The 26,152-nt window shown below is 61.3% G+C and carries 24 protein-coding genes; 23 read left to right on the plus strand and 1 reads right to left on the minus strand.

The features are described from left to right. Window positions 1-5: 5 nt before the first annotated feature. The 6 genes from I8J29_RS10370 to I8J29_RS10395 all read left to right on the plus strand — a co-directional run bounded on the left by I8J29_RS10370 (window position 6) and on the right by I8J29_RS10395 (window position 4,613). On the plus strand, window positions 6-1,244 hold the full coding sequence (locus I8J29_RS10370; protein ID WP_208847555.1) for a glycosyltransferase family 2 protein: 1,239 nt from the start codon (window positions 6-8) through the stop codon (window positions 1,242-1,244). A gap of 363 nt (window positions 1,245-1,607) precedes the next feature. Next, complete coding sequence (infC, locus tag I8J29_RS10375; protein ID WP_338113133.1) at window positions 1,608-2,105, plus strand: translation initiation factor IF-3; 498 nt, start codon at window positions 1,608-1,610, stop codon at window positions 2,103-2,105. 25 nt (window positions 2,106-2,130) lie between these two features. Beyond that, window positions 2,131-2,334 carry a 50S ribosomal protein L35 gene (gene rpmI, locus I8J29_RS10380; protein ID WP_090641264.1) on the plus strand — a complete coding sequence of 68 codons (204 nt, stop codon included), beginning with the start codon at window positions 2,131-2,133 and terminating at the stop codon, window positions 2,332-2,334. A 37-nt stretch (window positions 2,335-2,371) separates the two neighbouring features. Beyond that, on the plus strand, window positions 2,372-2,731 hold the full coding sequence (rplT, locus tag I8J29_RS10385; protein WP_090641265.1) for a 50S ribosomal protein L20: 360 nt from the start codon (window positions 2,372-2,374) through the stop codon (window positions 2,729-2,731). Window positions 2,732-2,915: 184 nt separating this feature from the next. Further along, on the plus strand, window positions 2,916-4,007 hold the full coding sequence (locus I8J29_RS10390) for a M24 family metallopeptidase (protein WP_208847556.1): 1,092 nt from the start codon (window positions 2,916-2,918) through the stop codon (window positions 4,005-4,007). Between the two features lie 222 nt (window positions 4,008-4,229). Next, the gene (locus I8J29_RS10395) at window positions 4,230-4,613 is read left to right on the plus strand and encodes a hypothetical protein (RefSeq protein WP_090641267.1); all 384 of its coding nucleotides are present in this window, start codon (window positions 4,230-4,232) and stop codon (window positions 4,611-4,613) included. Window positions 4,614-4,617: 4 nt separating this feature from the next. Here I8J29_RS10395 and I8J29_RS10400 read toward each other — a convergent pair whose 3' ends face one another. Further along, the gene (locus tag I8J29_RS10400) at window positions 4,618-5,064 is read right to left on the minus strand and encodes a GNAT family N-acetyltransferase (RefSeq protein WP_208847557.1); all 447 of its coding nucleotides are present in this window, start codon (window positions 5,062-5,064) and stop codon (window positions 4,618-4,620) included. A gap of 529 nt (window positions 5,065-5,593) precedes the next feature. Between I8J29_RS10400 and ilvB the strand changes: the two genes are divergently transcribed. The 17 genes from ilvB (at window position 5,594) to I8J29_RS10485 (ending at window position 26,017) form a co-directional block, all read left to right on the plus strand. Then, window positions 5,594-7,339 carry a biosynthetic-type acetolactate synthase large subunit gene (gene ilvB / locus I8J29_RS10405; protein ID WP_208847558.1) on the plus strand — a complete coding sequence of 582 codons (1,746 nt, stop codon included), beginning with the start codon at window positions 5,594-5,596 and terminating at the stop codon, window positions 7,337-7,339. Next, on the plus strand, window positions 7,336-7,821 hold the full coding sequence (gene ilvN, locus I8J29_RS10410) for an acetolactate synthase small subunit (protein WP_208847559.1): 486 nt from the start codon (window positions 7,336-7,338) through the stop codon (window positions 7,819-7,821). The genes ilvB and ilvN overlap by 4 nt, the downstream gene beginning before the upstream one ends. Before the next feature lie 162 nt (window positions 7,822-7,983). Further along, window positions 7,984-8,976 carry a ketol-acid reductoisomerase gene (ilvC, locus tag I8J29_RS10415; RefSeq protein ID WP_208847560.1) on the plus strand — a complete coding sequence of 331 codons (993 nt, stop codon included), beginning with the start codon at window positions 7,984-7,986 and terminating at the stop codon, window positions 8,974-8,976. Window positions 8,977-9,124: 148 nt separating this feature from the next. Beyond that, window positions 9,125-10,669 carry a 2-isopropylmalate synthase gene (locus I8J29_RS10420; protein ID WP_208847561.1) on the plus strand — a complete coding sequence of 515 codons (1,545 nt, stop codon included), beginning with the start codon at window positions 9,125-9,127 and terminating at the stop codon, window positions 10,667-10,669. A gap of 483 nt (window positions 10,670-11,152) precedes the next feature. Continuing rightward, on the plus strand, window positions 11,153-12,523 hold the full coding sequence (locus I8J29_RS10425; protein ID WP_208847562.1) for a sensor histidine kinase: 1,371 nt from the start codon (window positions 11,153-11,155) through the stop codon (window positions 12,521-12,523). Beyond that, complete coding sequence (locus tag I8J29_RS10430) at window positions 12,520-13,179, plus strand: response regulator (RefSeq protein ID WP_208847563.1); 660 nt, start codon at window positions 12,520-12,522, stop codon at window positions 13,177-13,179. The genes I8J29_RS10425 and I8J29_RS10430 overlap by 4 nt, the downstream gene beginning before the upstream one ends. A 137-nt stretch (window positions 13,180-13,316) precedes the next feature. Beyond that, window positions 13,317-15,005 (plus strand): DUF2339 domain-containing protein, encoded by a 1,689-nt coding sequence (locus I8J29_RS10435; protein ID WP_208847564.1) that lies wholly within the window; start codon window positions 13,317-13,319, stop codon window positions 15,003-15,005. A gap of 274 nt (window positions 15,006-15,279) precedes the next feature. Further along, window positions 15,280-16,359 (plus strand): 3-isopropylmalate dehydrogenase, encoded by a 1,080-nt coding sequence (gene leuB, locus I8J29_RS10440; RefSeq protein ID WP_208847565.1) that lies wholly within the window; start codon window positions 15,280-15,282, stop codon window positions 16,357-16,359. Window positions 16,360-16,490: 131 nt separating this feature from the next. Next, complete coding sequence (locus tag I8J29_RS10445) at window positions 16,491-17,039, plus strand: peroxiredoxin (protein ID WP_090641279.1); 549 nt, start codon at window positions 16,491-16,493, stop codon at window positions 17,037-17,039. 270 nt (window positions 17,040-17,309) lie between these two features. After that, complete coding sequence (locus tag I8J29_RS10450; protein ID WP_090641280.1) at window positions 17,310-17,735, plus strand: hypothetical protein; 426 nt, start codon at window positions 17,310-17,312, stop codon at window positions 17,733-17,735. 119 nt (window positions 17,736-17,854) lie between these two features. Beyond that, window positions 17,855-18,679, plus strand: a complete 825-nt coding sequence (sigI, locus tag I8J29_RS10455; RefSeq protein WP_208847566.1) for an RNA polymerase sigma factor SigI — start codon at window positions 17,855-17,857, stop codon at window positions 18,677-18,679. After that, the gene (locus tag I8J29_RS10460; protein ID WP_208847567.1) at window positions 18,676-20,259 is read left to right on the plus strand and encodes an anti-sigma-I factor RsgI family protein; all 1,584 of its coding nucleotides are present in this window, start codon (window positions 18,676-18,678) and stop codon (window positions 20,257-20,259) included. Before sigI ends, I8J29_RS10460 begins: the two co-directional genes overlap by 4 nt. A 157-nt stretch (window positions 20,260-20,416) precedes the next feature. Next, entirely contained in the window at window positions 20,417-20,821 is a 405-nt protein-coding gene (locus I8J29_RS10465; RefSeq protein ID WP_208847568.1) for an ATP-binding protein, read from the plus strand. A 3-nt stretch (window positions 20,822-20,824) separates the two neighbouring features. After that, window positions 20,825-22,198 carry an ATP-binding protein gene (locus tag I8J29_RS10470; protein ID WP_208847569.1) on the plus strand — a complete coding sequence of 458 codons (1,374 nt, stop codon included), beginning with the start codon at window positions 20,825-20,827 and terminating at the stop codon, window positions 22,196-22,198. A gap of 295 nt (window positions 22,199-22,493) precedes the next feature. Continuing rightward, window positions 22,494-24,092: a leucyl aminopeptidase gene (locus I8J29_RS10475; protein WP_240546084.1), complete on the plus strand. Its 1,599-nt coding sequence runs from the start codon at window positions 22,494-22,496 to the stop codon at window positions 24,090-24,092. A gap of 337 nt (window positions 24,093-24,429) precedes the next feature. Continuing rightward, window positions 24,430-25,401, plus strand: coding sequence for an MFS transporter (locus tag I8J29_RS10480; protein ID WP_208847570.1), 972 nt, complete (start codon window positions 24,430-24,432; stop codon window positions 25,399-25,401). A 28-nt stretch (window positions 25,402-25,429) separates the two neighbouring features. Next, window positions 25,430-26,017 carry a sulfite oxidase-like oxidoreductase gene (locus tag I8J29_RS10485; protein ID WP_208847571.1) on the plus strand — a complete coding sequence of 196 codons (588 nt, stop codon included), beginning with the start codon at window positions 25,430-25,432 and terminating at the stop codon, window positions 26,015-26,017. Window positions 26,018-26,152 lie beyond the last annotated feature (135 nt).

Consider the following 26,152-nt stretch of genomic DNA (forward strand, 5'->3'; position numbering starts at 1 on the left):
AAGTAATGATTAACACCATCATTATTTTGTTTCAAATTTTTTTGGCGTTCGTCGGCGTGTATCAATTCAGCATTTCCCTGTTCGGCATCGTAAAGAAGCGCAGAGCCTCGCAGCATAAGCCGCAGAAGTCGTTCGCCGTCCTGGTCGCCGCCCACAACGAAGCGCAGGTCGTCGGCGCGCTTGTGGAGAACTTGAAAAACCTGGATTATCCGAAAGAACTGTACGATATTTTCGTCATTTGCGATAACTGCACGGACAATACGGCCGAGATCGTCCGCGGCTACGGCGTTCAAGCGTGCGAGCGCGCGAACCCGCATCTGCGCGGCAAAGGCCACGCCATCGAATGGATGCTGAAGGAATTGTGGGCGATGCCGCGCCAATACGACGCGATCGTCATGTTCGACGCCGACAACCTCGTCGGCAACGACTTCCTGCTGCACATGAACAACGACCTGTGCGAAGGGCACAAAGTCATCCAAGGCTACCTGGACACGAAGAATCCGACGGACTCCTGGGTTACCGCGTCCTACGCGATCACGTACTGGTACTGCAACCGGCTGTGGCAGCTGTCCCGCCGCAACCTCAACATGGCCAACTACCTGGGCGGCACGGGCATGTGCTTCGAAACCGGCCTCATGAAGGAGATGGGCTGGGGCGCCACGAGCCTCGTCGAGGACTTGGAGTTCTCCATGCGCTGCGTGAAGCGCGGCATCCATCCGGTGCTGAACTACGACGCGAAAGTGTACGACGAGAAGCCGCTGACGTTCAAGGCTTCCGCCCGCCAGCGCTTGCGCTGGATGCAGGGCCACTTCACCGTCGCCCGCAGCTACTTCTTCCCGCTGCTGTGGCAGAGCATCAAGGAGCGCAGCTTCGTGAAGTTCGACGCCGCGCTGTACTCGATTTCCGTGTACAACACGTTCATCGGCTTCATCGTCACGGCGCTGCTGTACATCGATAATTTGATTCCGGCGGACAACGCGTTCGCGTCCATTTACTACTACCTCCCGAACTGGGTCGCGATCGTCGCGATCACGGCGACGGTCGTTATGTTCCCGCTCGTCATGATGCTCGAAGGCATCAAGTCGGGTAAAATGTACGCGTACCTGTTCTCGATGGTGATTTTCCAGCTGTCCTGGCTGCCGATCACGTTTTACGCGTTCTTCACGCAGAACAACAAGCAGTGGAGCCATACGCAGCACACGCGCGTGCTTCGTCTCGAGGAAGTGCAGAGCAAGCAGGTGTAGCGGCTTCGTCCGGAACGACCGGATAACCATTGACAGGCGAATGCCGGCTGTGCTATATTAATTCGGCAGCATGTTTGGAGATGCTCATGTTTCACTGAAACGCATAAGCAGAGGCGCCCGCTTCTCACCTATTCGGCTGCGGCTGAACGGTTTGCGATCGATGATTAAGAACAGGCAGTCGGCGTTGCGCCGATTAGCATGCCTTCCATCTTGGTTATTGGAATGCGGGTCCCGTGCGGACCCGCATTTTTTGCTTCTGCTGGAAAGCCCGGAACGGGCCAAGCCCGTCCGGTCTTTTTGAGAGAAGGCGACTTCTCGATTCATAAACTTTGGAGGTGGCAGGTTATTAGCAGGGAACATCAAATCAACGATGAGATTCGGGCTAGGGAAGTACGCGTCGTAGGCGCGGAGGGCGAGCAGCTCGGTATCAAGCCGTTCCGTGAAGCACTGCAATTGGCGATCGATTTGAACTTGGACCTCGTGAACGTTGCGCCGACAGCGAAACCGCCGGTGTGCCGGATCATGGACTACGGCAAGTTCCGTTATGAAACGCAGAAGAAAGAAAAGGAAGCCCGCAAAAACCAGAAAATCGTCGACACGAAGGAAGTTTGGTTCCGCGCGAATATCGACGAGAACGACTATCAGACCAAGTTCCGCAACGTCGTGAAGTTTCTGGGCGAAGGCGATAAAGTGAAATGCTCCGTCCGTTTCCGCGGACGCGAAATCACGCATGCTTCCGTCGGCCAGAAGATTCTGGACCGGCTCGCAGGCGAGGTGGCGGACTTGTGCGTCATGGAACGCGTGCCGAAGCTCGAAGGCCGCAGCATGATCATGATCTTGGCGCCGAAACCGACCAACTAACACATTCTTCGAGGAGGAACACCACATGCCTAAAATGAAAACTCACAGCAGTCTGAAAGACCGCTTCAAAATCACGGGTACGGGCAAAGTGAAACGCTACAAAGCGTACAGAAACCACCTGCTGTCGGGCAAATCCGCCCGCCAAAAACGCGTTCTGGCCACGCAGCCGCTCATGGCTTCCGGCGACGTGAAGCGTTTGGCTCAAGGTCTCGCAAACATCAAAGGCTAATTTACATTCTTACTAATCACTCGGGAGGTTTCTACTCATGGCAAGAGTTAAAGGCGGATTCGTCCGCGCACGTCGTCGTAAAAGAATTCTGAAGCTGGCAAAAGGCTATTTCGGTTCCAAACACCGCCTGTTTAAAACGGCAAAAGAGCAAGTGATGAAATCCTTGCTTTACGCCTACCGCGACCGTCGCCAACACAAGCGCGACATTCGCAAACTGTGGATCGTCCGGATCAACGCGGCAGCGCGTCAAAACGGCATGTCCTACAGCAAATTCATGTACGGCCTGAAGCTGGCGGGCGTCGAAGTCAACCGCAAAATGCTGGCCGACCTCGCCGTGAACGACATCAGCTCGTTCAACGCGTTCGCGAACCTCGCCAAACAAAAAGTAAACGCCTAGTTTGCTTTTGCGCATAACAAGCGTCCTCCCGAGCGGAGGGCGCTTTTTTGCCGGCTTTGGTCTTCGCGCGGGACTCCTTTGCAGGCGCCTCGATCGCAGGCGCCTCGATCGCCGGCCGGCGAACGACGCTGGATACTTTCGGCAAGGCCACGTACAATAAGAGCTGGAAAGGCGGTCGATAAGGATGACGAATCGGATCAACCAACTGCAAGCGTACATGGACGGCAGCGGCATCGACGCGATGCTCGTCACGTCGCCGAAGCACGTGTATTATTTGACCGGGTTCGCGAGCGACCCGCACGAACGGTTTCTCGGGCTGCTGCTGCCCCGCGGCGACGAGCCGTTCCTGCTCGTGCCCGCGCTCGACTATGAGGCGGCCCGGGCGGCGTCGTCCGTCGCGGCGATTCACACGCACGCCGATACCGACGACGCGTACGCCGTGCTGAGCAAGCTGATGCCGGCGGGCATCCGGCGCCTGGGCGTGGAGAAAGACCACCTCACGGTCAACCGCTTCGAAGCGCTCCGGGCGGCGGCGGGCGAGGCGGCGGAGTTCGCGGACGCGGGCTTGCCGCTGCGCGAGATGCGCGCGGTCAAGACGCCGGAGGAAGCGGAGCGCATGCGCGGCGCCGTCCGGCTCGTCGAGGAGGTGCTGCGCCAAGGGCTCGCCCTGGTCAAGCCGGGCGTCACGGAGATCGAGCTCGTCGCCGAGCTGGAATACCGGATGAAGAAGCTGGGCGCGCAGGGACCGTCGTTCGATACGCTCGTGCTGGCCGGCGCTAAGTCGGCGCTGCCGCACGGCGCGCCGGACCGGACGGCGGTGCGGGAAGGGGAGTTTCTGCTGTTCGACCTCGGCGTGTTCGCGGACGGCTACGCGTCCGATATTACGCGGACGTTCGCGGTCGGCGGCATCACGGACGAGATGAAGCGCATCTACGGCGCCGTTTTGGACGGCAACCTGCGCGCCATCGAGGCGATCCGTCCCGGCGCGACGTTCGGCAGCCTGGACCGCGCGGCGCGCGAGACGATCGCCGCGGCCGGTTACGGCCCGCTGTTCAATCACCGGCTCGGCCACGGGCTCGGAATGGATATTCACGAATATCCGTCCATCCACGGCAATAACGAAGAGCAGCTGCGCGAGGGCATGACGTTCACCGTCGAACCGGGCGTGTACGTGCCGGGCGTCGGCGGCGTCCGCATCGAGGACGACGTCCTCGTGACGTCGGACGGCGCCGAGGTGCTGACGACGTTCCCGAAGCAGCTGACGGTCATCGGGTGACCCGGACGCCGCGCTATCGCAAAACGCCCCCTTGTCTTCGGACAAGGGGGCGTTTTGATTTGGTGTAATGTCTCCGGGACATCGGTACAATCCAACTCTCTTGCTAGCGAATAGAGTATAGGACAATGCCGTTTAACCTTCTGGGGCAAATGACAGGCAAGCGCGTTTGCCGTATAGGGACAACACAAGCAATGGGAATACCAATCATGAGGAGGAAATCCTATGCCACGCGTTTCAAAAGAACAAGCGCAGAAGCTGGTCGGGAAGACCATCTATGCGGTGCGCAAGGACGGGTCGGTCGTCACGGGCAAGCTCGTTCGGATGCATCACAACCAGCTGCAGCTGGTTCCGGTCGCGAACGGCAAAGAAGTCCAGACGCGCGCGATCATTCCGCTCGTGCTGTTCGATCTGCTCGCCATCGGGCTGTTCGCCGGACCGTTCGGCTTCGGCGGGTTCGGCGGGTTCGGTCCCGGCTTCGGCCCGGGGTTCGGCCCTGGCTTCGACGGCGGCTTCGGCGGACCGTGCTGCGGTCCCGGCCCCGGCTTCGGTCCGGGCTTCGGCCCGGGACCGGTCGGTCCCGGATTCGCCAACGGGCCGTTCTATTGAGCCGTCACACGAGCGGCTTGAGCATCTCGTAGCAGCGCAGGTCCGAATAATAGCGGACGGTCTGAAAGCCCAGCTTGGCGTACAGCCGCTGGGCTCTCGGATTGCCGTGGTCGACGAACAGCCGGGCGACCGCGACGCCTTGCTCCCTTGCCTGCGTCTCCGCTTGGGTCATCAGCGTCGTGCCGATTTTTTTGCCGCGGTGCTGCGGATGGACGACCAGCATGTCGTAGAGGAGCAGCCCGTCGCGGATGTAGTAATGGATATAGCCGAGCGGCTGGCTGCGCTTGGTCCGGGAGTAGACGAGCGAGACGCCGCCGTTCATCCGTTTCGGCAGCTCGCGAATCGTTTGGGCGTCCCTGGGCGATGCTGTATAGGAGAGAGGGATCAGCTCCTGCTTGATCAGGCGGATGATTTCCTGGTCGTCCGTGCGCGCATGGCGTGCGCGAATCATAAGGCATCCCGCTTTCTTTGGCGTAAGGTGGTATATACTATGTCGGGAGTCCGGGCCGCGCGCATCCCCGCCCAAAGCTTACATAAGTTTTTCTGGGAATGCTTATCCTTTGGCTTGACGTTTGAAACGGCAAAGCATATAATAAGCTCTAAGCTAACAAGAAGACGCTTTACCGTCATAAAGTAATCGGCTATGAAGAGGACGAAGTGTTAAGGGCTCTTTTGTTCCAGAGAGCGCGCGGACCTGCTGAAACCGGCGCCAAAATCCCTTTCCAACGAGCTCACCTCGGAGCTGTTTTCCTGAAAAGTTCCGCCTTCCGGGCGCAGCGCATTAGGGAGAATCGTCGGGCACACGTTAAGATGCCAAGGTATGCACGGACAGGATATCCGCGCTTACCTTATGAGGTTATGCGTCGCGAGGCGCATGACAAACTGGGTGGTACCACGGAAGATCAACCTTTCGTCCCTGGACGCGATAAGCGTTCGGGAACGGAAGGTTTTTTGTTTTTTAAAGAAGGGAGGACGACTTAATGGTCGCTCAACAAGCAACGTTAAGGTCAAAAGAGGAAATCAAGGAAAGACTGAGAAAACCGGAGGTCATCTCGGGCTCAGAAATTTTGCTTCGCAGCTTGGTGCTTGAGGACGTCGATTGCGTCTTCGGGTATCCGGGCGGCGCGGTATTGTACATCTACGACGCCATGCATGGTTTCTCGGACTTCCAGCATCTGCTGACCCGTCACGAGCAAGGGGCCATTCATGCGGCGGACGGCTATGCGCGGGCAAGCGGGAAGGTCGGCGTTTGCATCGCGACATCGGGACCGGGGGCGACGAACCTCGTCACGGGCATCGCGACCGCGTATATGGATTCGGTGCCGCTGGTCGTCATCACCGGCAACGTGGCGACGTCGCTGATCGGAACGGACGCCTTCCAGGAAGCGGACATCACCGGCATCACGATGCCGATCACGAAGCACAGCTACCTGGTGCGCAAGGCGGCCGACCTGCCGCGCATCATCCACGAAGCGTTCCACATCGCGGGCACGGGGCGCAAGGGTCCCGTCCTCATCGACATTCCGAAGGACGTCTCGGCGGAGCTCACGATGTTCGAGCCGGTCACGGAAGTAAACATCCGCGGCTACAACCCGACGGTGAACCCGAACAAGCTGCAGGTCGACAAAATGCTCAAAGCGATCCAGGAAGCGGAGCGTCCGCTCGTGCTCGCGGGAGGAGGCGTCGTCTACTCCGGCGGCCACGAAGAGCTGCACGAGTTCATCAAGAAATCGGGCATTCCGATCACGACGACGCTGCTCGGTCTCGGCGCGTTCCCGAGCGGCGAGGACCTGTGGCTCGGCATGCCGGGCATGCACGGCACGTACACGGCGAACACGGCGATCCAATCGTCGGACCTGCTCATCAACATCGGCGCGCGCTTCGACGACCGCGTCACCGGCAAGTTGTCCGGCTTCGCGCCGCACGCGAAAATCGTCCACATCGACATCGATCCGGCGGAGATCGGCAAGAACGTGCCGACGGACATTCCGATCGTGGGCGACGTGAAGACGGTGCTGCAGCTCGCGAACAAAGACGTGCAATACGCGGCCAAAGCGGACGCGTGGCGCGCGCAGCTCCTCGCGTCCAAGCTGGAGAAGCCGTTCCGTTACACGGACAGCGAAGACGAGCTGAAGCCGCAATGGGTCATCGAGATGCTGTACGAAGAGTCGAACGGCGACGCGATCGTCACGACGGACGTCGGGCAGCATCAAATGTGGGCGGCGCAGTTTTATAAGTTCAACAAGCCGCGCTCCTGGGTGACCTCCGGCGGCCTCGGCACGATGGGCTTCGGTTTCCCGTCGGCGATCGGCGCGCAGATGGCGAACCCGGACCGGCTGGTTATCTCGATCAACGGCGACGGCGGCATGCAGATGTGCGCGCAGGAGCTCGCGATCTGCGCCATCAACAACATTCCGGTCAAAGTCGTCATCATCAACAACCAGGTGCTCGGCATGGTGCGCCAATGGCAGGAGCTCATTTACGACAACCGCTACAGCCATATCGACTTGTCCGGCAGCCCGGATTTCGTGAAATTGGCGGAAGCGTACGGCGTACGGGGCTTCCGGGCTTCGAATAAGGAAGAGGCGCGCGCCGCCTGGACCGAAGCGATGAACCATCCGGGACCGGCCGTCGTGGAGTTCGTCGTCCGCAAGCACGAGAACGTCTATCCGATGGTGACGCAGGGCTCCACGATCGATCAAATGTTAATGGGGGATGAAGAATGAAACGACATACGATAGCCGTTCTGGTCAACGACCAGCCCGGCGTCCTCCAGCGCGTATCCGGCTTGTTCGGACGCCGCGGCTTCAATATCGAAAGCATCACCGTCGGGACGAGCGAGGAAGCCGGCTTGTCCCGGATGGTGGTCGTCACCACCGGCGACGACAACACGCTGGAACAAATCATCAAGCAATTGTACAAGCTCATCGATGTCATCAAAGTCGTGGATCTCAGCGCCAACCCGATGGTCGGGCGGGAGCTGGCCCTCATTAAAGTCAGCGCCGAGCCGTCGACGCGTCCCGAAATCATGGGCGTCGTCGAGACGTTCCGCGCGGCGGTCGTCGATATCGGCACCGGCTCCATGATGGTGCAGGTCGTCGGCGACACGGAGAAGATCGACGCGATGATCGAGCTCATGAAGCCGTACGGCATCCGCGAGCTGAGCCGCACGGGCGTCACCGCGATGGTCCGCGGCAACGCGAAGTAACCTAGGACAGGACGTTCACGCGCAACGCGTTTACGCAAGGAACCAGCGCTCGTTTGAGCGGGGGTTAGAGCGGCGGACGATTCGGGCACGGAAGGCTTGTTCGGGCGCCGCGGCTGTAACACCCGCTCAAAAGGGTCCAATAAAAGGAGGCTTCATCTACAAATGGCAGTTACATTGTATTATGAAAAAGATGCAGACCAAAGCGTTCTGCAAGGCAAAACGATCGCAGTCATCGGTTACGGTTCCCAAGGTCACGCCCAAGCGCAAAACCTGCGCGACAGCGGCCTCAAGGTCATCATCGGTCTTCGCGCCGGCAAATCCGCCGAAAAGGCGAAAAACGACGGCTTCGAAGTCCTGTCCGTCGGCGAAGCGGTCAAACTGGCCGACGTCGTGCAAATTCTGATGCCGGACGAAACGCAAGCGCGCGTATACAAAGAAGAAATCGAGCCGAACCTGAAGCAGGGCGCGGCCCTGATGTTCTCCCACGGCTTCAACGTGCACTTCGGCCAAATCAAAGCCCGCAAAGACAACGACGTGCTGCTCGTGGCTCCTAAATCGCCGGGTCACATGGTTCGCCGCACATACGTGGAAGGCTTCGGCGTTCCCGGCCTGATCGCAGTCGAACAAGACGCGACGGGCAACGCCCAAGCGATCGGCCTCGCTTATGCGAAAGGCATCGGCTGCACACGCGCGGGGGTTATCGAAACGTCGTTCCGCGAAGAAACCGAAACCGATCTGTTCGGCGAGCAAGCGGTCCTCTGCGGCGGCGCTACGGCGCTGGTCAAAGCGGGCTTCGAAACGCTGGTCGAAGCCGGCTACGCGCCTGAAATGGCCTACTTCGAGTGTCTGCACGAGCTGAAGCTCATCGTCGACCTGATGTATGAAGGCGGCTTGTCCACGATGCGCGATTCGATCTCCAACACGGCGGAATACGGCGACTATGTAACGGGTCCTCGCATCGTGACGGACGAAACGAAAAAAGCGATGAAAGCCGTTCTGACGGACATTCAACAAGGTAAATTCGCGCGCGACTTCATCTTGGAGAACCAATCCAACAATGCATTCATGTCGGCAACTCGCCGCAACGAAGCGCAGCACCCGATCGAAGTGGTCGGCGGCCAGCTTCGCGAACTGATGCACTGGATCAAGAAGTAATCTCCTTCCTGCCGGGCGAACCGGCCACACCATGATGGACAGCTAGTCGCCCGGATATGCGGACCGGCCCCTGCGTCTTTCGCCTCGCGCGAACGACTCAGGGCCGTTTCGCTATCCGGGATTATTCTTGAAGCCCGAGGTGTAACTCATGCGCAAAATTTATGTTTTCGATACGACGCTTCGTGACGGCGAGCAATCTCCGGGCGTGAACCTGAACACGAAGGAAAAGCTTGAAATCGCCTACCAGCTGGAGAAGCTGGGCGTGGACCGCATCGAAGCGGGCTTCCCCGCGGCCTCTCCGGGCGACCTCGCGGCCGTCAATGCCGTCGCCCGCGCCGTGAAGAACGCGACCGTCATCGGCCTGTCCCGTTCCCGCGAGCAGGACATCGACGCGGCGCGCGAAGCGCTGAAGGACGCGCAGGATCCGTGCCTCCATCTGTTCCTGGCCACGTCCCCGATCCACCGCAAGCATAAGCTGCGCATGGAGAAGGAGCAGGTGCTGGAAACGGCGGAGCGCGCGATCCGGTACGCGAAGCAGTATTTCGGCAAAATCGAGTTTTCGCCCGAGGACGCCGGCCGCACGGAGCTGGATTTCCTGTGCCAAGTCACGGAGATGGCGATCCGCGCGGGCGCGACGGTCGTCAACATTCCGGATACGGTCGGGTACATGAACCCGTCGGAATTCGGCAATATCTTCAAGACGCTGAAGAACCGGGTGCCCGGCATCGAGAAAATCCAGCTGAGCGCGCACTGCCACGACGATCTCGGCATGGCGACGGCGAACGCGCTGGCGGCGATCCTGAACGGCGCCGATCAAATCGAGGGCACGATCAACGGCATCGGCGAGCGCGCGGGCAATACCGCGATCGAAGAAGTCGCGATGGCGCTCGCGACGCGCGCGGATTATTTCGGGGCGACCACGGGGCTGAACCTGAAGGAAATCGCCAAGACCAGCCGCCTCGTCAGCAAGCTGACGGGCATGGTCGTGCCGGGCAACAAGGCGATCGTCGGCGCGAACGCGTTCGCGCACGAGTCCGGCATTCACCAGGACGGCATGCTCAAGGAGAAGACGACGTACGAGATCATCTCCCCGGAGACGATCGGCCTGGTCGACTCCAAGCTCGTGCTCGGCAAGCATTCCGGCCGCGCGGCGTTCCGCGAGAAGCTGATCGACCTCGGCTACGAGCTGGACGACGAAGCGGTGAACGCGGCGTTCGCGAAGTTCAAGGACCTCGCCGACCGGAAGAAGAACGTCAGCGACGAGGACATCCGCGCCTTGCTCGAGGAGAAGCTCGTCGATACGCCCGAGGTGTACGCGCTCGAGCAGATCGAAGTCAGCTACGGCAACAAGTCGACGCCGAACGCGACGCTGCGCATCCGCGTGGCGGATCAAGGCGTGAAGGAGACGCGCGCGGAAGGCAACGGCTCCGTCGACGCGATCTATAACGCGATCGACGCGCTGACGGCGGAGGCGGTCGAGCTGGAGGACTACTCCATCAAGTCCGTCACGCACGGCAAGGACGCGCTCGGCGAAGTCCACGTCGTCCTGAAGCAGGACGAGGTGTCCGCGCAGGGCCGCGGCGTCAGCACGGACATTCTCGAAGCGAGCGCCCGCGCCTACGTCGACGCGCTGAACCGCCTGGTCGAGAAGCGCAAGACGCCGGGACGGCGCGACAAAATGAGCCTGATTTAAAGACTCATGGAACAAGGGGATGCCCTGCGGGCGGTATGGGTCTACGATCGCGGTTGTAGTTCGGATTCCTTCGATTGAATTCAACATTCGATTGAATGCAACAGTAGATGTAGGACTCCGACTACAGAGGCGAATTAAGGCGATAGGCTTGCGTTCCTTGGCGATAGACAGGGAATGCAGCATTCACCTACTTCGTAAGGCATATGCTTCGCTTCTCCGAGCCCATACCGCTCTCCGGGCGCGCTTGTTCATAGAACCTTTAAATCCTAAAGAACCAAAGATTACGCTTCAGCGGCCCGGGCGGGCATGCTGGGGCGTTTTGGTTTGTATGCGGGCTTCGCCTGGACGGGCGGTTTGCCGGCAGGCGGCCTCGCGCAGGCCTGCCGTGCCGGCGATTCGTCTCGCGATTCGTGCCCGGGTCCCGGTTTTGCATGCTATAATGAAGAAAATGCCGACCAGAACGTCGGCAGGGGAGTTTCGGGGATGTTGTTCGTTTGGATCGCGTTATGGTTTGCGGCGGGGCTGCTGCTGATCGCCAACAGAAGGAACGCGGCGGGGCGCTGGCTGAGCGTGGTCGCGTTTTGCGGCGGCATGGGCGCGCTCGCTTCGCAGCTGGAAGGGTGGATCGCGGCGGGGCTCGCGAGCGGAGCGGTCGACGTCTCGGGCGAGCAAGCGCTCCGCGCCCTGCAGCGCGGCTGCTCGTGGACCAGCTACTACGGCATGCCGTTCGGCTACCTGTGCTTCGGCGCCGCCTATAACCGGGACCTGCTTCCCGCCGCGGCATACCGCTGGCTGCCGTTCGCGGCCGCGGTGCCTCCGCTCGCGATGCTGCTGCTGCCGCCCGCGGCCGATTATCCCGTCCGCTACGAGCTGCTCGCGGTCTGGTCGCTGCCGTACGCCGCGCTCGGAACCGCGCTGCTGCTCGCCAAGCGCCACGTGCATCCCGCGGAGCGCCGCGCGCACGCGCTGCTGCTGCTGGCCGTCATGCCGGCGGTGCTCATCGCGCTCGCGATGAATTACGTGCTGCCGCTCTTCGGCTTCTACCGGCTGTGGGTATACAACGTCTGGCCGATCGGCTTCGCGTTCGTCATTTTCCTGATCTCGCTGTTCAACTTCGGCTTCCTCGGCGTCCAGCTGCTGATCGAGAAGCGCCAGCTCGACTACTCGCTCCGCGCGATCACGAGCGGGACCGCCATGCTGAACCACGCGATCAAGAACGACATCGGCAAGATCAAGCTGTTCGCCGACAAGATCGCCCGCGAGGCGGGGGAGCGCGGCGAGCTGCGCGAGGACCTCGGCGTCGTGAGCGCCGCGGCGGCGCATATCGAGGAGATGATCCGCAGCGTTCACGAACGGACGCAGGAGCTGCGCCTGCAGGCGCAGCGGGTGTCGCTCGCGGAGCTGGCGCGGGGCGAGCTGGCGGCGGTCGCCGAGCAGGCGCGCGAGCGGGAGATCGCGGTTCATGCGCGGCTTGGCGACGACGCCTACGCCGAAGCGGATCCCGAGCAGACGAAGGAAGCGATCCATAACGTGCTGCAAAACGCGATCGACGCCATGCCGCGCGGCGGCGAGCTCCACGTCGCGGTCTTCGGCGGCAAGCGCGGGAGCACGGTCGAAGTGCGCGATACCGGCGCGGGCATCGAGAAGGCGCGGCTGCGCAAGGTAACGGAGCCGTTCTATACGACGAAGAGCGGCGGAGCCATGAATTTCGGGCTCGGCTTGGCCTATTGCGCCCAACTGATGAGCCGCCAAGGCGGAGAGCTGCGGATCAGCAGCGAGCCCGGCAAGGGAACGACCGTGCGGTTTCATTTCCGCGCGTTGAAACGCGCGCGAACGAGAGGAGGCCGGCGATGAACGGGACACCGATACGCGTCATGCTCGTCGAGGACGACCCGGATTGGCGCAGGGGGCTGGCCGCCTACGTGAACGCGCAGCCGGATATGGAGATCGCCGGCGAGACGGACGAACCGGGCGCCGCGCTCGCGCTGGCCGCCGAAACGGCGCCCGACGTGATCCTGCTCGACATCATGCTCGCGGACAGTCCGGACGGCCTGCGGCTGGCGGGCGAGCTGGCCGCGGCGTCGCGGGCGCGCATCGTCATGCTGACGTCGATGGAGGATCGGGCGTTCGTCGCGGAGGCGTTCCGGGCGGGCGCGGTCAATTATCTCGTGAAGTCGGAGTTCGCCGCCATTCCCGAGGCGATCCGGCAGGCGGCGGCGGACCGGTCCGCCATCGACGCGGCGGCCGCAAGGCATATGCTGGAGGAATTCCGCCGGCTGAAGCGGCTGGAGCGGGAATACGAGACCGAGAAGTTCAAGCGGCTGCTGACGCCCTCCGAGGTTCAGCTGCTGGCGATGATCCACGAGGGCTACAGCCAGACGCAAATCGCGGAGAAGTCGTTCCTGTCGCTGCGCACCGTGAAGAACCACGTGGGCAACATTTTGCGCAAGATCGGCGGCAAAAGCAGCAAGGATGCGGCCCAAAAGGCGAAGGACCACGAGCTGTTCTAATCGGACGATCGCGGCTCCGGGCGGGCATCCGAGGGGGTACCAGGGAAAGTTGGTACTTATGAGCCGAGCGCGGCGCCTCTACAATGTGAAGTAAGGACCACGTCCTACTACTTCATCTTCATTGGGGGCTGCCCGGTATGAACGAATTGTGGAAAAGGCATTGGACGACGCTGGTCGGCGTCGCGTTTCTCCTTGCGGCGCTGGCGACGCTGTTCAAGTACTCCGCGGACCAAGGCTGGATCACGGTCGGCATGAAGCTCGGCGCGGGCCTGCTGCTCGGCGCCGCGGCCGGCGCGGCCGGCATCGCGCTCGCGAAGCGCGGCGACGGCAGGCGCTTCGGCGAAATTCTGACCGGCCTGGGAGCGGCGGTCTGGTACATGACCTGCTCGTACGCCGGCGTCTACGAAGGGGTCTGGGAGCCGCTGACCGTATTCATCGCGATGACGGCCGTCACGGCCGGCGTCACGGCGTACGCCTACCGCTTCGGACTCCGCCTGCTGCTCGGCCTCGGCCTGGCGGGCGCGCTGCTCGCGCCGCTCGCGCTTCGGCCGGACGCGGATCACGTATTCGCGCTGTTCCTCTACTTGCTCGTGGTGAATGCCGCCTACTTCGCCATCAGCGTCGCCAAGTCGTGGCTCGAAGCGAGAATCGGCGCGTTCGCGGCGACGTGGCTGCTGTACGCCGTCTATTATATGAACTTTACGTATGCGGATCACGGCTGGCTCACCCGGCCGATGCTTTACGCCTCCGCGGCCTTCGTCTTCTACGCGATCGCGTTCTACGCCGCGGCATGGCGGGAAAAATGCGGCTTCGCGGGCTGGAACCTCTATGCCAGCTTCGCGAATACGGTCGTCTTCTGCCTCTGGGCGCCGGCGCTGCTCGGCAGCAGCTCGTCGGTGACGCTGCTTCTGCTGGCCATCGGCCTGCTCTACATGGGCATGAGCGTGCTCGTCGCCAAGCTCGGCAAGCAGGGAAAAGCCGCGTTGTACGCTCACGTGCTGTTCGGCGGGCTTGCCTTCCTGATCGGGCTGGCCGAGCTCGGCGGCGGCTCCGAATACCGGCCGCTGATCGGCGTCGCCGTATGGTCGGGCATCGCGGCGATCGCGATCGTCACCGGACGGAAACGGCGCTCCGACGCGCTGAAGGCGATCGGTTCGCTCGTCTGGCTCTCGACCGGCCTGTACTGGTTCGTCGTCACGTGGAACGCGCCGCGGTTGGATTGGTTCGGCGTCTACGTGCCGTTCCTGAACGGCGGAGCGGCGGATTGGATGCTGCTGGCGGCCATCGGGTTCTACTGCGCGAGGAACGTGCGCTACGCGAACCTGCTTCGCGAACGCGACAATGACGTCTTGGCCCATGCGTACGCGCTGCTGTCGCATCTGGTCGTCGGCGGCCTGCTGACCGTGCAGATCACGAACGCGGCCGACGAATACGATTGGCATGTCGCGACCGGCCTGCTGCTGTCCGTCGTCTGGGCGGTCTATGCCCTGCTGCTCTTCCTGTGGGGCGCCTACAGCCGCGGACGCCTGTTCCGCTGGTTCGGTTCCGGCGTGCTCGTCGCCGTGGCGGCGAAAGCGGTGCTGCTCGACCTGAAGGGCGAGGATACGCTCTACAAAATCTTGACGTTCGCCATACTCGGCGTCATCTGCTTCGGCATCACCATCGTGAACCAGCGGTGGCGGGACCGCGAGCAGCTGGACGAAGCGGCGAAGGAGCGGGAGGCAGCGCCTGATCCGGAGCAGGTGCGGGATGCCGGACAGCCGGAGCAGGAGGGGACGCCGGATCGGGAACACGCCGGCGACGCCGTGCGACCGTCTGCGCAATAACCTTGCTTTCGCGCGATAGACGCAGCAAAGGCGGCCTGCGACAGGCCGCCTTTTGCTTGGTTAGTAGTGGAATAGGATGAGATGCGCCGAGCTGAATGTTGCCGGGCGACTCGGAATCGAACCGCCGAGACCGCCTGCTTATATGCGCAGCCTATAAAAGTCATAGCTTTCATATCTTTGTCTTCATGGCGTTCTTATGGTACAACTAAGTTTAAGACTGAGAATCATAATCAAGAGGACGCCTGAGAAGTCCTGAATAAAGGAGACGTACCCCATGGCAGACGTGAAAAAAATCGCAGTAATCGCCGGTGACGGCATCGGACCGGAAGTCGTCGGCGAAGCGCTGAAAGTGCTGAAGAAAACCGAGGAGCTGTTCGGCTACCAATTCGAGATCGAGCACGGCCTGTTCGGCGGCATCGCGATCGACGAGAAAGGCACGCCGCTTCCGCAGGAAACGCTGGACATCTGCAAAAACGCCGATGCCGTCCTGCTCGGCGCCGTCGGCGGCCCGAAATGGGACAACAACCCGAAGGAGCTTCGTCCGGAAACGGGCCTGCTCGGCATCCGCAAAGCGCTCGGCCTGTTCTCGAACATCCGCCCGGCTAACGTGTTCGACTGCCTGAAGGAAGCGTCCACGCTGAAGCCGGAAGTGCTTGAAGGCACGGACCTCATCGTCGTGCGCGAGCTGACCGGGGGCATCTACTTCGGCGAGAAGTTCCGCCGCGAAGGCGAACACGGCGAGGAAGCCGTCGACACGTGCGTATACAACGTCAAGGAAGTCGAGCGCATCGCCCGCCAAGGCTTCGAAATCGCGCGCAACCGCCGCAAGAAGCTGGCTTCGGTCGACAAAGCGAACGTGCTCGAGACGTCCCGCCTGTGGCGCGAAGTCGTGAACCGGATCGCGGTCGAGTATCCGGACGTCGAGCTCGAGCACGTGCTCGTCGACAACTGCGCGATGCAGCTGCTGCGCCGCCCGGCAAGCTTCGACGTCATCGTGACCGAAAACATGTTCGGCGACATCATCAGCGACGAAGCGGCGATGCTGACGGGCTCCATCGGCATGCTGTCCTCCGCGTCCCTCGGCGAAGGCAGCTTCGGCCTCTACGAGCCGGTGCACGGGTCCGCGCCGGACATTGCCGGCCAAGGCATCTCCAACCCGATCGCGACGATCCTGTCCGTGGCGCTCATGTTCCGCCTGACGTTCGGCTACGCGGAAGCGGCGCAGGCCATCGAGGACGCGGTCAAATCCGTCCTGGACGCCGGCCACCGCACGGGCGACATCGCCGTCGACAAGAGCAAGGCGATCGGCACGACGGCGATGGGCGATTTAATCGTTGCCGCCATGGCGAAATAATTTAGAATGATTACAAATAAGTAATCAATGTAATATTGACTTCGTTCCAAAGAGTTGGTATGATTCTAGACGTAGTCACCAAATGAGTATCATTCTCAATACCATCTCAATCTTTTAGGAGGGTTTTATCCATGGCAGAACGTTTGGTTGGTCGTCCGGCTCCTGACTTCAAGATGGAGACCGCAACCGGCAACGGTCAAGATTTCAGCACGGCAGCTCTTTCCGATTACAAAGGCAAATGGCTTGTCCTGTTCTTCTACCCGCTCGATTTTACGTTCGTTTGCCCGACCGAAATCACGGCGCTCAGCCAAGCGGCTGAAGAGTTCACGAAACTCAACACCGAAATCCTCGGCGTCAGCGTGGACAGCAAGCACAGCCACCGCGCTTGGATCAACACGCCTGTGAACGACAACGGCCTCGGCCAGTTGAACTTCCCGCTCGCGGCCGACATCACGAAGAACGTCGCGCGCGACTACGGCGTCCTGATCGAAGAAGAAGGCATCGCGCTCCGCGGCCTGTTCATCATCGATCCGGAAGGCGAAATCAAATATCAAGTCGTCAACCACAACGACGTTGGCCGTTCCGTTGAAGAGACGCTCCGCGTATTGCAAGCTCTGCAATCCGGCGGTCTGTGCCCGATCAACTGGAAACCGGGCGACAAGCACCTGGTTGCCAAATAAGCATCGTTCGCGACGCGCAGAACCCGGGGTCTTCCGAGACCCCGGTTTTTTTGCATGCTCCGGCATCCGACCCAATGCCTGCGCCTATCGTCCCGGATGTACGAATGCGACGTTTTTCGCTATACTGGCAAGTAAGAGGCGGGATGGCGGAACTTGACAGGGACCGAACCGGACCGCGCAAGCAGGAATTATGCGTTTTGGAGACGAATAAGTTAAATCAGGTTTCAAGATGCGCGGTACAAGGTTAAGCAGTTAAGGAGGGAGTCCGGCATGAGCTTTTGCTGCGGTGCCAGCATGATCGGCACGAATGGTACGCTGAAGCATTTTCGCACGCATATCCACAATGTCCCCATTCTGTTCTGTCCGGTGTGTCATCGCGTCGAGATTCATTACCTGATCGAGAACGAATACGAAATCCTGGCGGAATACGCGCATGGCGACGGCGCCTCCGAGGTCGACTTCGTCGACTACGTGGAGCAAGAGGACGAGGAGCTCTTCGAGAACTGCGTCAACAACGAGAACGAGGACCCCATGGACGTCGTCAGCAATCAAATCGACATGGCGCTGGACCTGCTCTGCTTCGCCAAGCAAATCGGCGACGAAGGCTGGCAGGGCGAGCTGAAGAAGCGCCTCGGCGCGCTCAACCAACGCCGCAACAAGCTAAGGCAGCGAAGAACCTCCGAAGGATATTGTTAAGCATTCCAGCCTCCTGTCGAAGGAGGCTTTTTCTATGCGAAATTTTATGAGAAATCCTTAATGTCGACCCCCTCAAGCGAACACGATTCAACGAAAACTGTACATGTGAGGTGGAGCGGTTGTTACTTGTACTGTTCAAACGCATTTTCGGCGGCAAGCACGATACGTCCGCAGACACCCCAGACATCCGCGTAACGCCGGAAGAGATGGTGGAGCGAATCCGCGGCGGAGAAGCGTCGCGCGATGCGTTCATCGAGGCGTACCAGCCTTATATCGCCAAGGTGACGAGCCGTTTTTGCAAGCGATACATCGACCCCGCGCGCTCGGACGAATTCAGCGTCGCGCTGGCCGCGTTCGACGAAGCGATCGGGCAATTCTCGAGCCAAGCAGGAAAATCGTTTCTCGGCTTTGCCGAAACGGTGATCCGGCGCAGGCTTATTGACTATGTCCGCAAAGAGAGCCGTCATCTCGGCACGGTGCCCTACAGCGCGTTCGACCAGGACGACGAAGAAGATGCGACGACGGTCAATCCGATCGAGACGAACGAAGCGATGAACCGTTACGCGCTGACGCAGGAAGCGGACGCCCGCAGGCTGGAAATCGGCGAATACGACGAACGGCTGAAGGAATACGCCCTTTCGTTCGCGGAGCTGCCGGATATTTCGCCGAAGCATGCCGATTCCCGCGAGATGCTCATCGCCATCAGCAGGCGATTGGCGAACGATCCCGCGCTTTACGACCAGCTCGAGACGAAGCAGAAGCTGCCCATCAAGGAGCTGTGCGAGCTGACGGGCGTATCCCGCAAGACGATCGAGCGCAACCGGAAGTACATCATCGCGCTGACGATTTTACATAACGGGGATTTTCCTTATTTACAGCAGTACATCAAGCCCGCGGAACCGACAGGAAGGGAATTGCCCGCAGCGGAAGGAGTGAGAGCATGAGCCGTGGAATCGTCATGGAGACCGGCAGCACGCATGTCATCGTATTAATGCCGGACGGTCAATTCCGTAAAGTGCGAACCGCCCTCAAGCCTCAGGTCGGCGATGAAATCACGTTCGCCGAGCAGCGGCGTCTGCAGCGGCCGCGCAAACTATACAGCTTCAGCGTCGGCGCCGCCGCGATCATGCTCATGTTGTTCATTCCGCTGTTCGTCCAGCATTTCTCGAAGCAGCCGGACGTCGTCGCGTATTTGACGATGGACGTCAACCCGAGCATCGAGCTCGGCATCAATAAAGACGAAATGGTGGAATCGCTGCGGGCGATCAACGCCGACGGCGCCGACGTGACCAAAGGGCTCGCCTACAAAGGCCGGCCGCTGCCGGAGGTCACCGAAGCCATCATGGATCGGATCAGCGCCGGACCGTATTTGAACAGCGGCGAAGGCGACGTCGTCATCACGAGCGTCGCGGTCGGCGGAACCGTCAAGCCCGCCGAGGAAATCGGCCTGACCTCCCATATGGATGAAGCCGTGCGCAAGTCGCTGGCGAAGACGGAGAAAGGGCGCCAGCTCAAGATCGAAGTCACGACGCTGTCCGCGCCGCAGGACGTGCGGGACGAAGCGACGAAGATCGGGCTTTCCTCCGGCAAGATGGCGTTCTACCTGATGGCCAAAAACCAAGGGTACCGCGTGACCATCAAGGAGCTCAAGCAGGAGTCGCTCCATCAGGCGGCGAAGCCGATGGGCGGCGTGGCGGCGGTCATGGGCGCCGGCAAGGACGCCAAGAAGAACGACGACGCCAAGAAGCCGGATCCGTCCGCGACCAAGCAGCAGACCGAACAGCCGAAGCCGTCCGCCCCGGCTCCATCGAAGGAAGCCGAGAAGGAGGCGCTCCGGCAGAAGCAGAAGGAGCAGCTGCACGCCCTGCTCGAGAAGGATCAGGAGAAACGCAAGGAACGCCGCGAGCGGGACGGGCAAAAGGACGGCGATTCGAATAAAGGCGGCAAGCACGGCGGTCAAGGAAACGGCGGCAAGAAGAACTCCGATTCCGACAAGCCGAACGGCCTGCAGGGCGGCTTCGTCAATATCGGCGCGCCGCAGCATTCCCCGGGCAATAATCCCGGCGGCGGAGGCGGCAAGAAGCCGAGTGCCGGCGGCAAGCCGGCACAAGCGGCGTTGAACGCTTCGAAGCCGAAGGACGACGGCAATTCTAAAGGAAATTCTAAAGGCAAAGGCGGCAAGGACGAGGCGAAAAACGCTTCCGACGGCCGCCCTAGCCGCGTTACTACGGCAAGCGCCGGCGGTAAGCCCGGATCGGGCGCGGATCGGCCGAACGCCGAACGGGACAAGCCCGGCAATCGCGGCAACGGCGGTTCCGGCAAGTCCGACGGTCAAGGAAACGACGACCGGGACGGCGGCAACCGAAGCCAACCGGGCCAGAACGGCGGGGGCAAGAACCAAAACCAGGACGGCGGCAGCCGCGGCGAAGCAAGCAAGAGCGGAGATAACAAGAATACGAACCGGAACGATCACGGCAACGACGGAAAGTCAAAGCCGGGCTCCGACGACCGAAAAGGGCGCTAACATTCGTTACGCCCTTTCGGTATTTTCGGAGTCGTCCAATCTCGCGGGATTTCGACAGTATTTCCCGTTGACAGAAATTAGGAATTCTCTCTATGATTACTGTAAGCGATCTCAACTCTGAATCTGCACGGATACTTTTTTTGGGCGGAGGCGAGGCATGCACGTGGAGATGTTCCATATACGTGATAAGGCGGATGCGATCCTGGCACGTCAAAGAGGCAGGGAAATCGCGCAGCAGATCGGCTTCAGTCTTGTTGATCAGACGGTAATCGCTTATACCATTTCGGAATTGGCGCTCAAGCTCATCTCTTACTCGGAAAAAGGCCACATGATGATCCGTCCCCTCAGTCTTAGCAAAGGCGAACCCGCAAGCGGAATAGAAGTCCGATTATTCGATCATTTCAAAGGTCCAAGCCGAATTCATTTGCAGTGGATGGAGAAGATGACTGACAATATGGAACTCAGCCACGATCACACCCGGGGAACCATGATCACGTTTCATAAGTGGGTTCACGCTCCACTGCGCCTCGATCCACCGATTTGTGCGGCAGGAGAGGAGTAAATAATGCAGGCAATACGTATGCGCTACTTCCCCGCCTTGGCGGAATATATTCGCAGCGGAAGCGAAGCTTCCCTGTTCGAGGCAACGGAAATCGGCAAGCAGCTTCAAGATCTCCATCCGGAAGACATCATTGCGGTGCATGAGGAATCCATGCAGATGCTTGTCGCCAATGTGGACTCGGAAGAAGCGCTGCGGCTGTACAGCCGTTCCTTTATTTTTTTGATCGAGCTGATGGTGGCATTCCGGTTCCGGGTCCAGCCGGAGCAGACGTCGGAGCAGCGCTTCAGCGAAATGCGGGACATGCTGCTGCGATCGCACCGCTCGTTCCGCATGGTGAAGAACAAGTACGAGAACGTGCTGCAGCATATGGACAGCGGCATCGCGATCTTCGACGCGGACGGCATGCTCTCGTTCATCAACCTGCAGATGGCCAAGCTGCTCGATATCCCGCGCACGACGCTCATCGGCTGCAATTTGCTCGATATCTTGTCGCACAGCCGGCTGCGCAAGGGCACGAAGCGGGTCATTTTGCGGCTGTACAAGGAGACGGTTCTCCGGCGCAGCCGCTATCTCGAATTCGTCGATACGAACGGACGCGTGCTGCTCGTGACGGTCACCTATGGGGATCAGCTCGACGGCGATTATCTCTTCAGCGTGAAGGACGTCACGGAATACAAGCAGATCGAGCAGACGGCGTACCAGAACGACAAGCTGGCGATGCTCGGGAAGATCGCCGCGTCGATCGCGCACGAGATCCGCAATCCGCTGACGTCGATCCGCGGGTTCATTCAACTGCTGAAGCCGCATCTGACGCAGCTCGGCAAGGAGGAATATTCCCGGATCATCCTGACGGAGATCGACCGCGCGAACGACATCATTTACGAATTCCTGAATTCGTCCAAGCCGTCCGCGCCGATGAAGCAGAAGGTCGGCATCAATTCGCTGCTGAAGGAAGTCATTCTGCTGTCCGACAGCGAGGCGCTGATGAAGGGCTGCCAGATTCAGTTCGAGACGTACGACGAGGAGCTGGCGGTCTCGATCGACGTGAAGCAGGTGAAGCAGGTCGTGCTGAATATCGTGCGCAACGCGATGGACGCGATCGGCGACCTGGAGGAAGAGCGCAGCGGCCGCATCGACATCATTACCAAGCGGGAAGGGCGCGACGCCGAAATCACGATCCGCGACAACGGCAAAGGGATGGATCCCGTCACGAAATCGCGGTTGTTCGACCCGTTCTACACGACGAAGGCGTCCGGCACCGGACTCGGGCTGTCGGTCAGCTACCGGATCGTGAGGAACCATGGCGGCAAGATCCGCGTGAGCAGCAATACCGGCGAAGGAACGGAGTTCAATATCTATTTGCCATTGGCGGAATAAACCAGTAGAATCGGGTTAAGCCTCGGATGGAAACGCCGAAAAACCGGGGAAACCCGGTTTTTTCGCATGCCTGCGGAGCGGGCGGACGGCGGGATGGCCGAGGGCGATCCAGTGGTTGATCGGCTGTGTTTATGAGGAGAATCGGCAACGAATATTAAGGGAATCAGCAGGATTCCGCGGTGAATCGGTAGTAATTCATAAACATGGAACTAGAACCAATAAAAAATCCGCAATGAACCGGCAAGGAACCCGCGGCGGTTCCGCGGCTAATTCTGCGAGAGACGGGAGGATGTACATGACCATGAGCATTCGGTTTACATATGGGCGCGGCGCGGCCGCCGCGCCGGCCGACGTCGTCGTCGCGTTCGTCGATAAGCGGGGTCTGCGGGCGCAGGACGGAACGGACGGGAGCGCCCGCTGGGTTCATCCCGCGCTTGACGAGGCGGTGCGGCAGCATGCCGCGAAGGAGCTGTTCAAGGCCGAGCCGAAGGAGACGCTCGCGCTGCCGACGCTCGGATTGTATCCGTCGCCGCATGTCGTGTATGTCGGCATCGCCCCGCCGGAGAGCCTGACGGCGGACGGCCTGCGCGACGCGGCGGCGGCCGCGGCGAAAGCGGCGAAGCGGCTGAAGGCGGCCGCGGTCGAGCTGCTGCTGCCGTGGCGCTTGCCGGCGGCGGAGCTTGGCGCGCCGTCCGCGGAGCGGGCGGAAGCGGCAGCGGACCGTCCGGCCGTGCCGGCGGCGCGGGCGGCGCAGGCGCTGACCGAGGGGTTCGCGCTCGGCTCGTACGCGCGCACGACCGCCAAGCAGGACGATGCGAAGCGGAAGGCGGCCGTTACGGACGTCGCGTTCGTTCCGAACGCGGCGGACGCCGAGCCGGACGCCGCTTCCGCGGCCGCGGCGTGGGGAGCCGGCATTCGCCGCGGCCTCGTCTTCGCCGAAGCCGCGGCGTACGCCCGGGATCTGACGAACCTGCCCGGCGACGCGCTCGTCCCGGCCGGGCTGGCCGACGAAGCGGCGCGGCTCGCGGCCGCGTACGGCTTCGCCTGCGAAATTATCGACGAGGCGGCCGCGGCGGAGCAGGGGATGGGCGGCTTGATCGCCGTCGGCAAGGGCAGCGTCAACCCGCCGCGGATGATCGTCATCCGCTACGACGGCGATCCGGACGACGCGGAGCGCTGGGGCATCGTCGGCAAAGGCATCACGTTCGACACCGGCGGCATCTCGCTGAAGAAGGGACCGGGCATGGAAGAGATGATCTCCGACATGGGCGGCGCGGCCGCCGTGCTCGGCCTCGTCCGCCTGTTCGGGGAGCTGAAGCCGAAGCGCAACGCCGTCTTCGTCGTGCCGACGGCGGAGAACATGCCGTCCGACCGGGCGTTCAAGCCCGGGGACGTGCTGACGATGATGAACGGCACGACGGTCGAGATCGTCAACACGGACGCCGAGGGCCGGCTCGTGCTGGCCGACGGTCTGACGACGGCGATCCGCGAGGGCGCGACGAAGCTGATCGACTTGGCGACGCTGACGGGCGCCGTGCTCGTCGTGCTCGGCGATACCGCGACCGGTTCGGTCACGAACGACGAGCCGCTGCAGGCGCAGGTCATCGAAGCGGCGAAGAAGGCGGGCGAGCGGATCTGGCCGCTCCCGCCGTATCCGGAATTCCGCCGGCAGCTCGACAGCGAGGCGGCGGACATGAAGAACGGCGGCAGCCGGTACGGCGCGGCGAGCATCGGCGGCTTGTTCGTCGGCGCGTTCGCCGAGGATCGGCCATGGGTGCACCTGGACATCGCGGGAACGGCCTGGCTGGAGCGGGAACGCGCCTGGGAGACGAAGGGCGGAACCGGCGTCATGGTGAGGACGCTCGGCGAGCTGCTCGCGGGCGAAGCGGATTGAAGCCGGCTGGGCTTGAAGAGCGCGGTTTCGGAAGGAAAACCACGGGCTGCGGGACTTGAGAGAGAAATGACTTGAGCCGCGAGATTCCAGGCTGCGAGATTCGAGCTGCAAGATTTGAACCGCAAGATATGAACCGCTAGATTCGAAACGTTGCCGCGAGATTCGAACATGGCCGGAACGGCTCGCCATCGAAACGCAAGGCTAACGACGCAAGCGCAAGTTTGGAAACGCCACATCCGGGAGAACCAACGGGGAGCTGTCATTCGCGGTCATGTCATTTTGGAGTCACGTCATCTCGGTTTTTCGCCGAAAAAAGCTGTCGGATCAGCGGAGGGGATTGCTGACGTTAATCCTCGAAGGCATTCCGGCCAACATCATCGCCAACCTGCTGGGCGGTCCGATCCTAACCATCTATGTCGTTTACCTGGGCGGGACGGCGTCGGACGTCGGGCTGGTCGTCGCGATCCCCGCGCTCGCCAATCTCGTGCAGCTCGTCGCGGCGTTCTACATTCAGCGCTTCACGAACCGGAGGCTGCTCCTGTTCGGCTTCGCTGTCGTGCACCGGGCGCTCTGGGCGGCGACGGGCCTCATTCCGTTCCTCGTGCCGAAGCCGCTGCAGGTCGACGTCTTCATCGGCCTGTTCCTGACGTCCTTCGTGTGCGCCTCCACGAGCTCGGTGTTCTGGACGTCCATCGTCGCGGACATGGTGCCGGCCCGGATCCGGGGACGGTACTTCGGCATCCGCAACACGATCCATTGGGCGGTGGCCAGCGTCGCGCTGTTGATCGGCGGGCAAATTTTGCAGCAGCTGGACGAGCGGACCGGATTCGTCATCCTGTACGCCGCAAGCGCGGCCTGCGCCGTCTGGAACGCCGTCGAGCTGTGGCGGTACCCCGATCTGCCGTTCGTACGGTCGGCCGCGTCGAGCTCCGCCGCGCTGTTCGCGAAGCCGCTGCGGGATACCGGGTACATGAAGGCGACGGCGTTCGTCTCGGCCTTCATCCTGCTGCAAAACATCGCCGTCCCGCTGTTCTCCTACGTCATGCTCGAGACGCTGGACCTGAGCAAGTGGTGGATCACGGTTATCACGACGGTGCAGATGATCGTGACGATGTTCAGCTATTATTATTGGGGCAACCTGAACGCCAGGTACGAGACGCGGACGCTGCTGCTGTGGGCGCTGCCGATCTACGGCGGGGCCGTTCGTGCTGAAGGCGGGAAGCGGGGAGGCAAGCGCGCGGAGCGCGGCCGCAAGCGGCAAGCCGGCGCCAAAGGCGACTACGAAGACGCCGGGCGGTTAATAATCTAAGGGAGACCACTAACCCTAGAGGAGCGTGATGGCGATGAATAACGCATCGGACGCGACGAGAGTTCCGCCGGGTCAACGGCTGACGAACGGATTTCCCGTCCTTCATCATGGAGAGGTTCCGTATTACCGCGATATGAGCAAATGGGATTTACGCCTGTTCGGCCTGGTCGAGGAAGAAGCGTGCATTACCTACAACGCGTTCATGAAGCTGCCGCGCCGAACGTTCGCGAACGACATCCATTGCGTGACGACCTGGTCCAAGCTGGACAACGAATGGGAGGGCGTCGCCGTCGCCGCGGTGATGGCGCACGTGAAGCCGAAGCCGGAAGCGAAATACGTCATGCTGCACGCGGAACACGGCTGGACGACGAACCTGCCGCTCGCGGATTTTCTGCGCGACACGTCGTTCTTCGCGATCAAGCATAACGGCGAGATCCTCTCGCCGGAGCACGGCTACCCCGTACGCATGGTCGTGCCGCATCTGTACTTCTGGAAGAGCGCCAAGTGGCTGCGGGGCGTCGAGTTCATGGCGGCCGACAAGCCGGGCTTCTGGGAGCGGAACGGGTACAACATGTACGGCGATCCATGGAAAGAGCAACGATACGATTGGGACTGAATAACACAAAGCGCGCGAAGAAGACCGTCCGGGCGACAGCCGCCCGGGCGGTCTTTTTGTCTTGCGGCGCGGGGCGCCATCGTCCTATCGAAGCGCGGCGGCCCGTACCCGTTCCGCCGCCCCGGCAAGCCGCGC

Source organism: Paenibacillus artemisiicola (assembly GCF_017652985.1).
GTDB lineage: Bacteria > Bacillota > Bacilli > Paenibacillales > Paenibacillaceae > Paenibacillus_Z > Paenibacillus_Z artemisiicola.

Excerpts from the sequence above, each read along its gene's own strand:
- ilvN (WP_208847559.1), top strand. The coding sequence starts at position 7,336 with ATGAAACGACATACGATAGCCGTTCTGGTCAACGACCAGCCCGGCGTC.
- ilvB (WP_208847558.1), top strand. The coding sequence starts at position 5,594 with ATGGTCGCTCAACAAGCAACGTTAAGGTCAAAAGAGGAAATCAAGGAA.
- I8J29_RS10475 (WP_240546084.1), top strand. The coding sequence starts at position 22,494 with ATGACCATGAGCATTCGGTTTACATATGGGCGCGGCGCGGCCGCCGCG.
- I8J29_RS10450 (WP_090641280.1), top strand. The coding sequence starts at position 17,310 with ATGAGCTTTTGCTGCGGTGCCAGCATGATCGGCACGAATGGTACGCTG.
- I8J29_RS10425 (WP_208847562.1), top strand. The coding sequence starts at position 11,153 with ATGTTGTTCGTTTGGATCGCGTTATGGTTTGCGGCGGGGCTGCTGCTG.
- ilvC (WP_208847560.1), top strand. The coding sequence starts at position 7,984 with ATGGCAGTTACATTGTATTATGAAAAAGATGCAGACCAAAGCGTTCTG.
- I8J29_RS10485 (WP_208847571.1), top strand. The coding sequence starts at position 25,430 with ATGGCGATGAATAACGCATCGGACGCGACGAGAGTTCCGCCGGGTCAA.
- rpmI (WP_090641264.1), top strand. The coding sequence starts at position 2,131 with ATGCCTAAAATGAAAACTCACAGCAGTCTGAAAGACCGCTTCAAAATC.
- I8J29_RS10395 (WP_090641267.1), top strand. The coding sequence starts at position 4,230 with ATGCCACGCGTTTCAAAAGAACAAGCGCAGAAGCTGGTCGGGAAGACC.
- I8J29_RS10435 (WP_208847564.1), top strand. The coding sequence starts at position 13,317 with ATGAACGAATTGTGGAAAAGGCATTGGACGACGCTGGTCGGCGTCGCG.
- rplT (WP_090641265.1), top strand. The coding sequence starts at position 2,372 with ATGGCAAGAGTTAAAGGCGGATTCGTCCGCGCACGTCGTCGTAAAAGA.
- I8J29_RS10420 (WP_208847561.1), top strand. The coding sequence starts at position 9,125 with ATGCGCAAAATTTATGTTTTCGATACGACGCTTCGTGACGGCGAGCAA.
- leuB (WP_208847565.1), top strand. The coding sequence starts at position 15,280 with ATGGCAGACGTGAAAAAAATCGCAGTAATCGCCGGTGACGGCATCGGA.
- I8J29_RS10465 (WP_208847568.1), top strand. The coding sequence starts at position 20,417 with ATGCACGTGGAGATGTTCCATATACGTGATAAGGCGGATGCGATCCTG.
- I8J29_RS10470 (WP_208847569.1), top strand. The coding sequence starts at position 20,825 with ATGCAGGCAATACGTATGCGCTACTTCCCCGCCTTGGCGGAATATATT.
- I8J29_RS10370 (WP_208847555.1), top strand. The coding sequence starts at position 6 with ATGATTAACACCATCATTATTTTGTTTCAAATTTTTTTGGCGTTCGTC.
- I8J29_RS10390 (WP_208847556.1), top strand. The coding sequence starts at position 2,916 with ATGACGAATCGGATCAACCAACTGCAAGCGTACATGGACGGCAGCGGC.
- I8J29_RS10445 (WP_090641279.1), top strand. The coding sequence starts at position 16,491 with ATGGCAGAACGTTTGGTTGGTCGTCCGGCTCCTGACTTCAAGATGGAG.
- I8J29_RS10460 (WP_208847567.1), top strand. The coding sequence starts at position 18,676 with ATGAGCCGTGGAATCGTCATGGAGACCGGCAGCACGCATGTCATCGTA.
- I8J29_RS10430 (WP_208847563.1), top strand. The coding sequence starts at position 12,520 with ATGAACGGGACACCGATACGCGTCATGCTCGTCGAGGACGACCCGGAT.
- I8J29_RS10400 (WP_208847557.1), bottom strand. The coding sequence starts at position 5,064 with ATGATTCGCGCACGCCATGCGCGCACGGACGACCAGGAAATCATCCGC.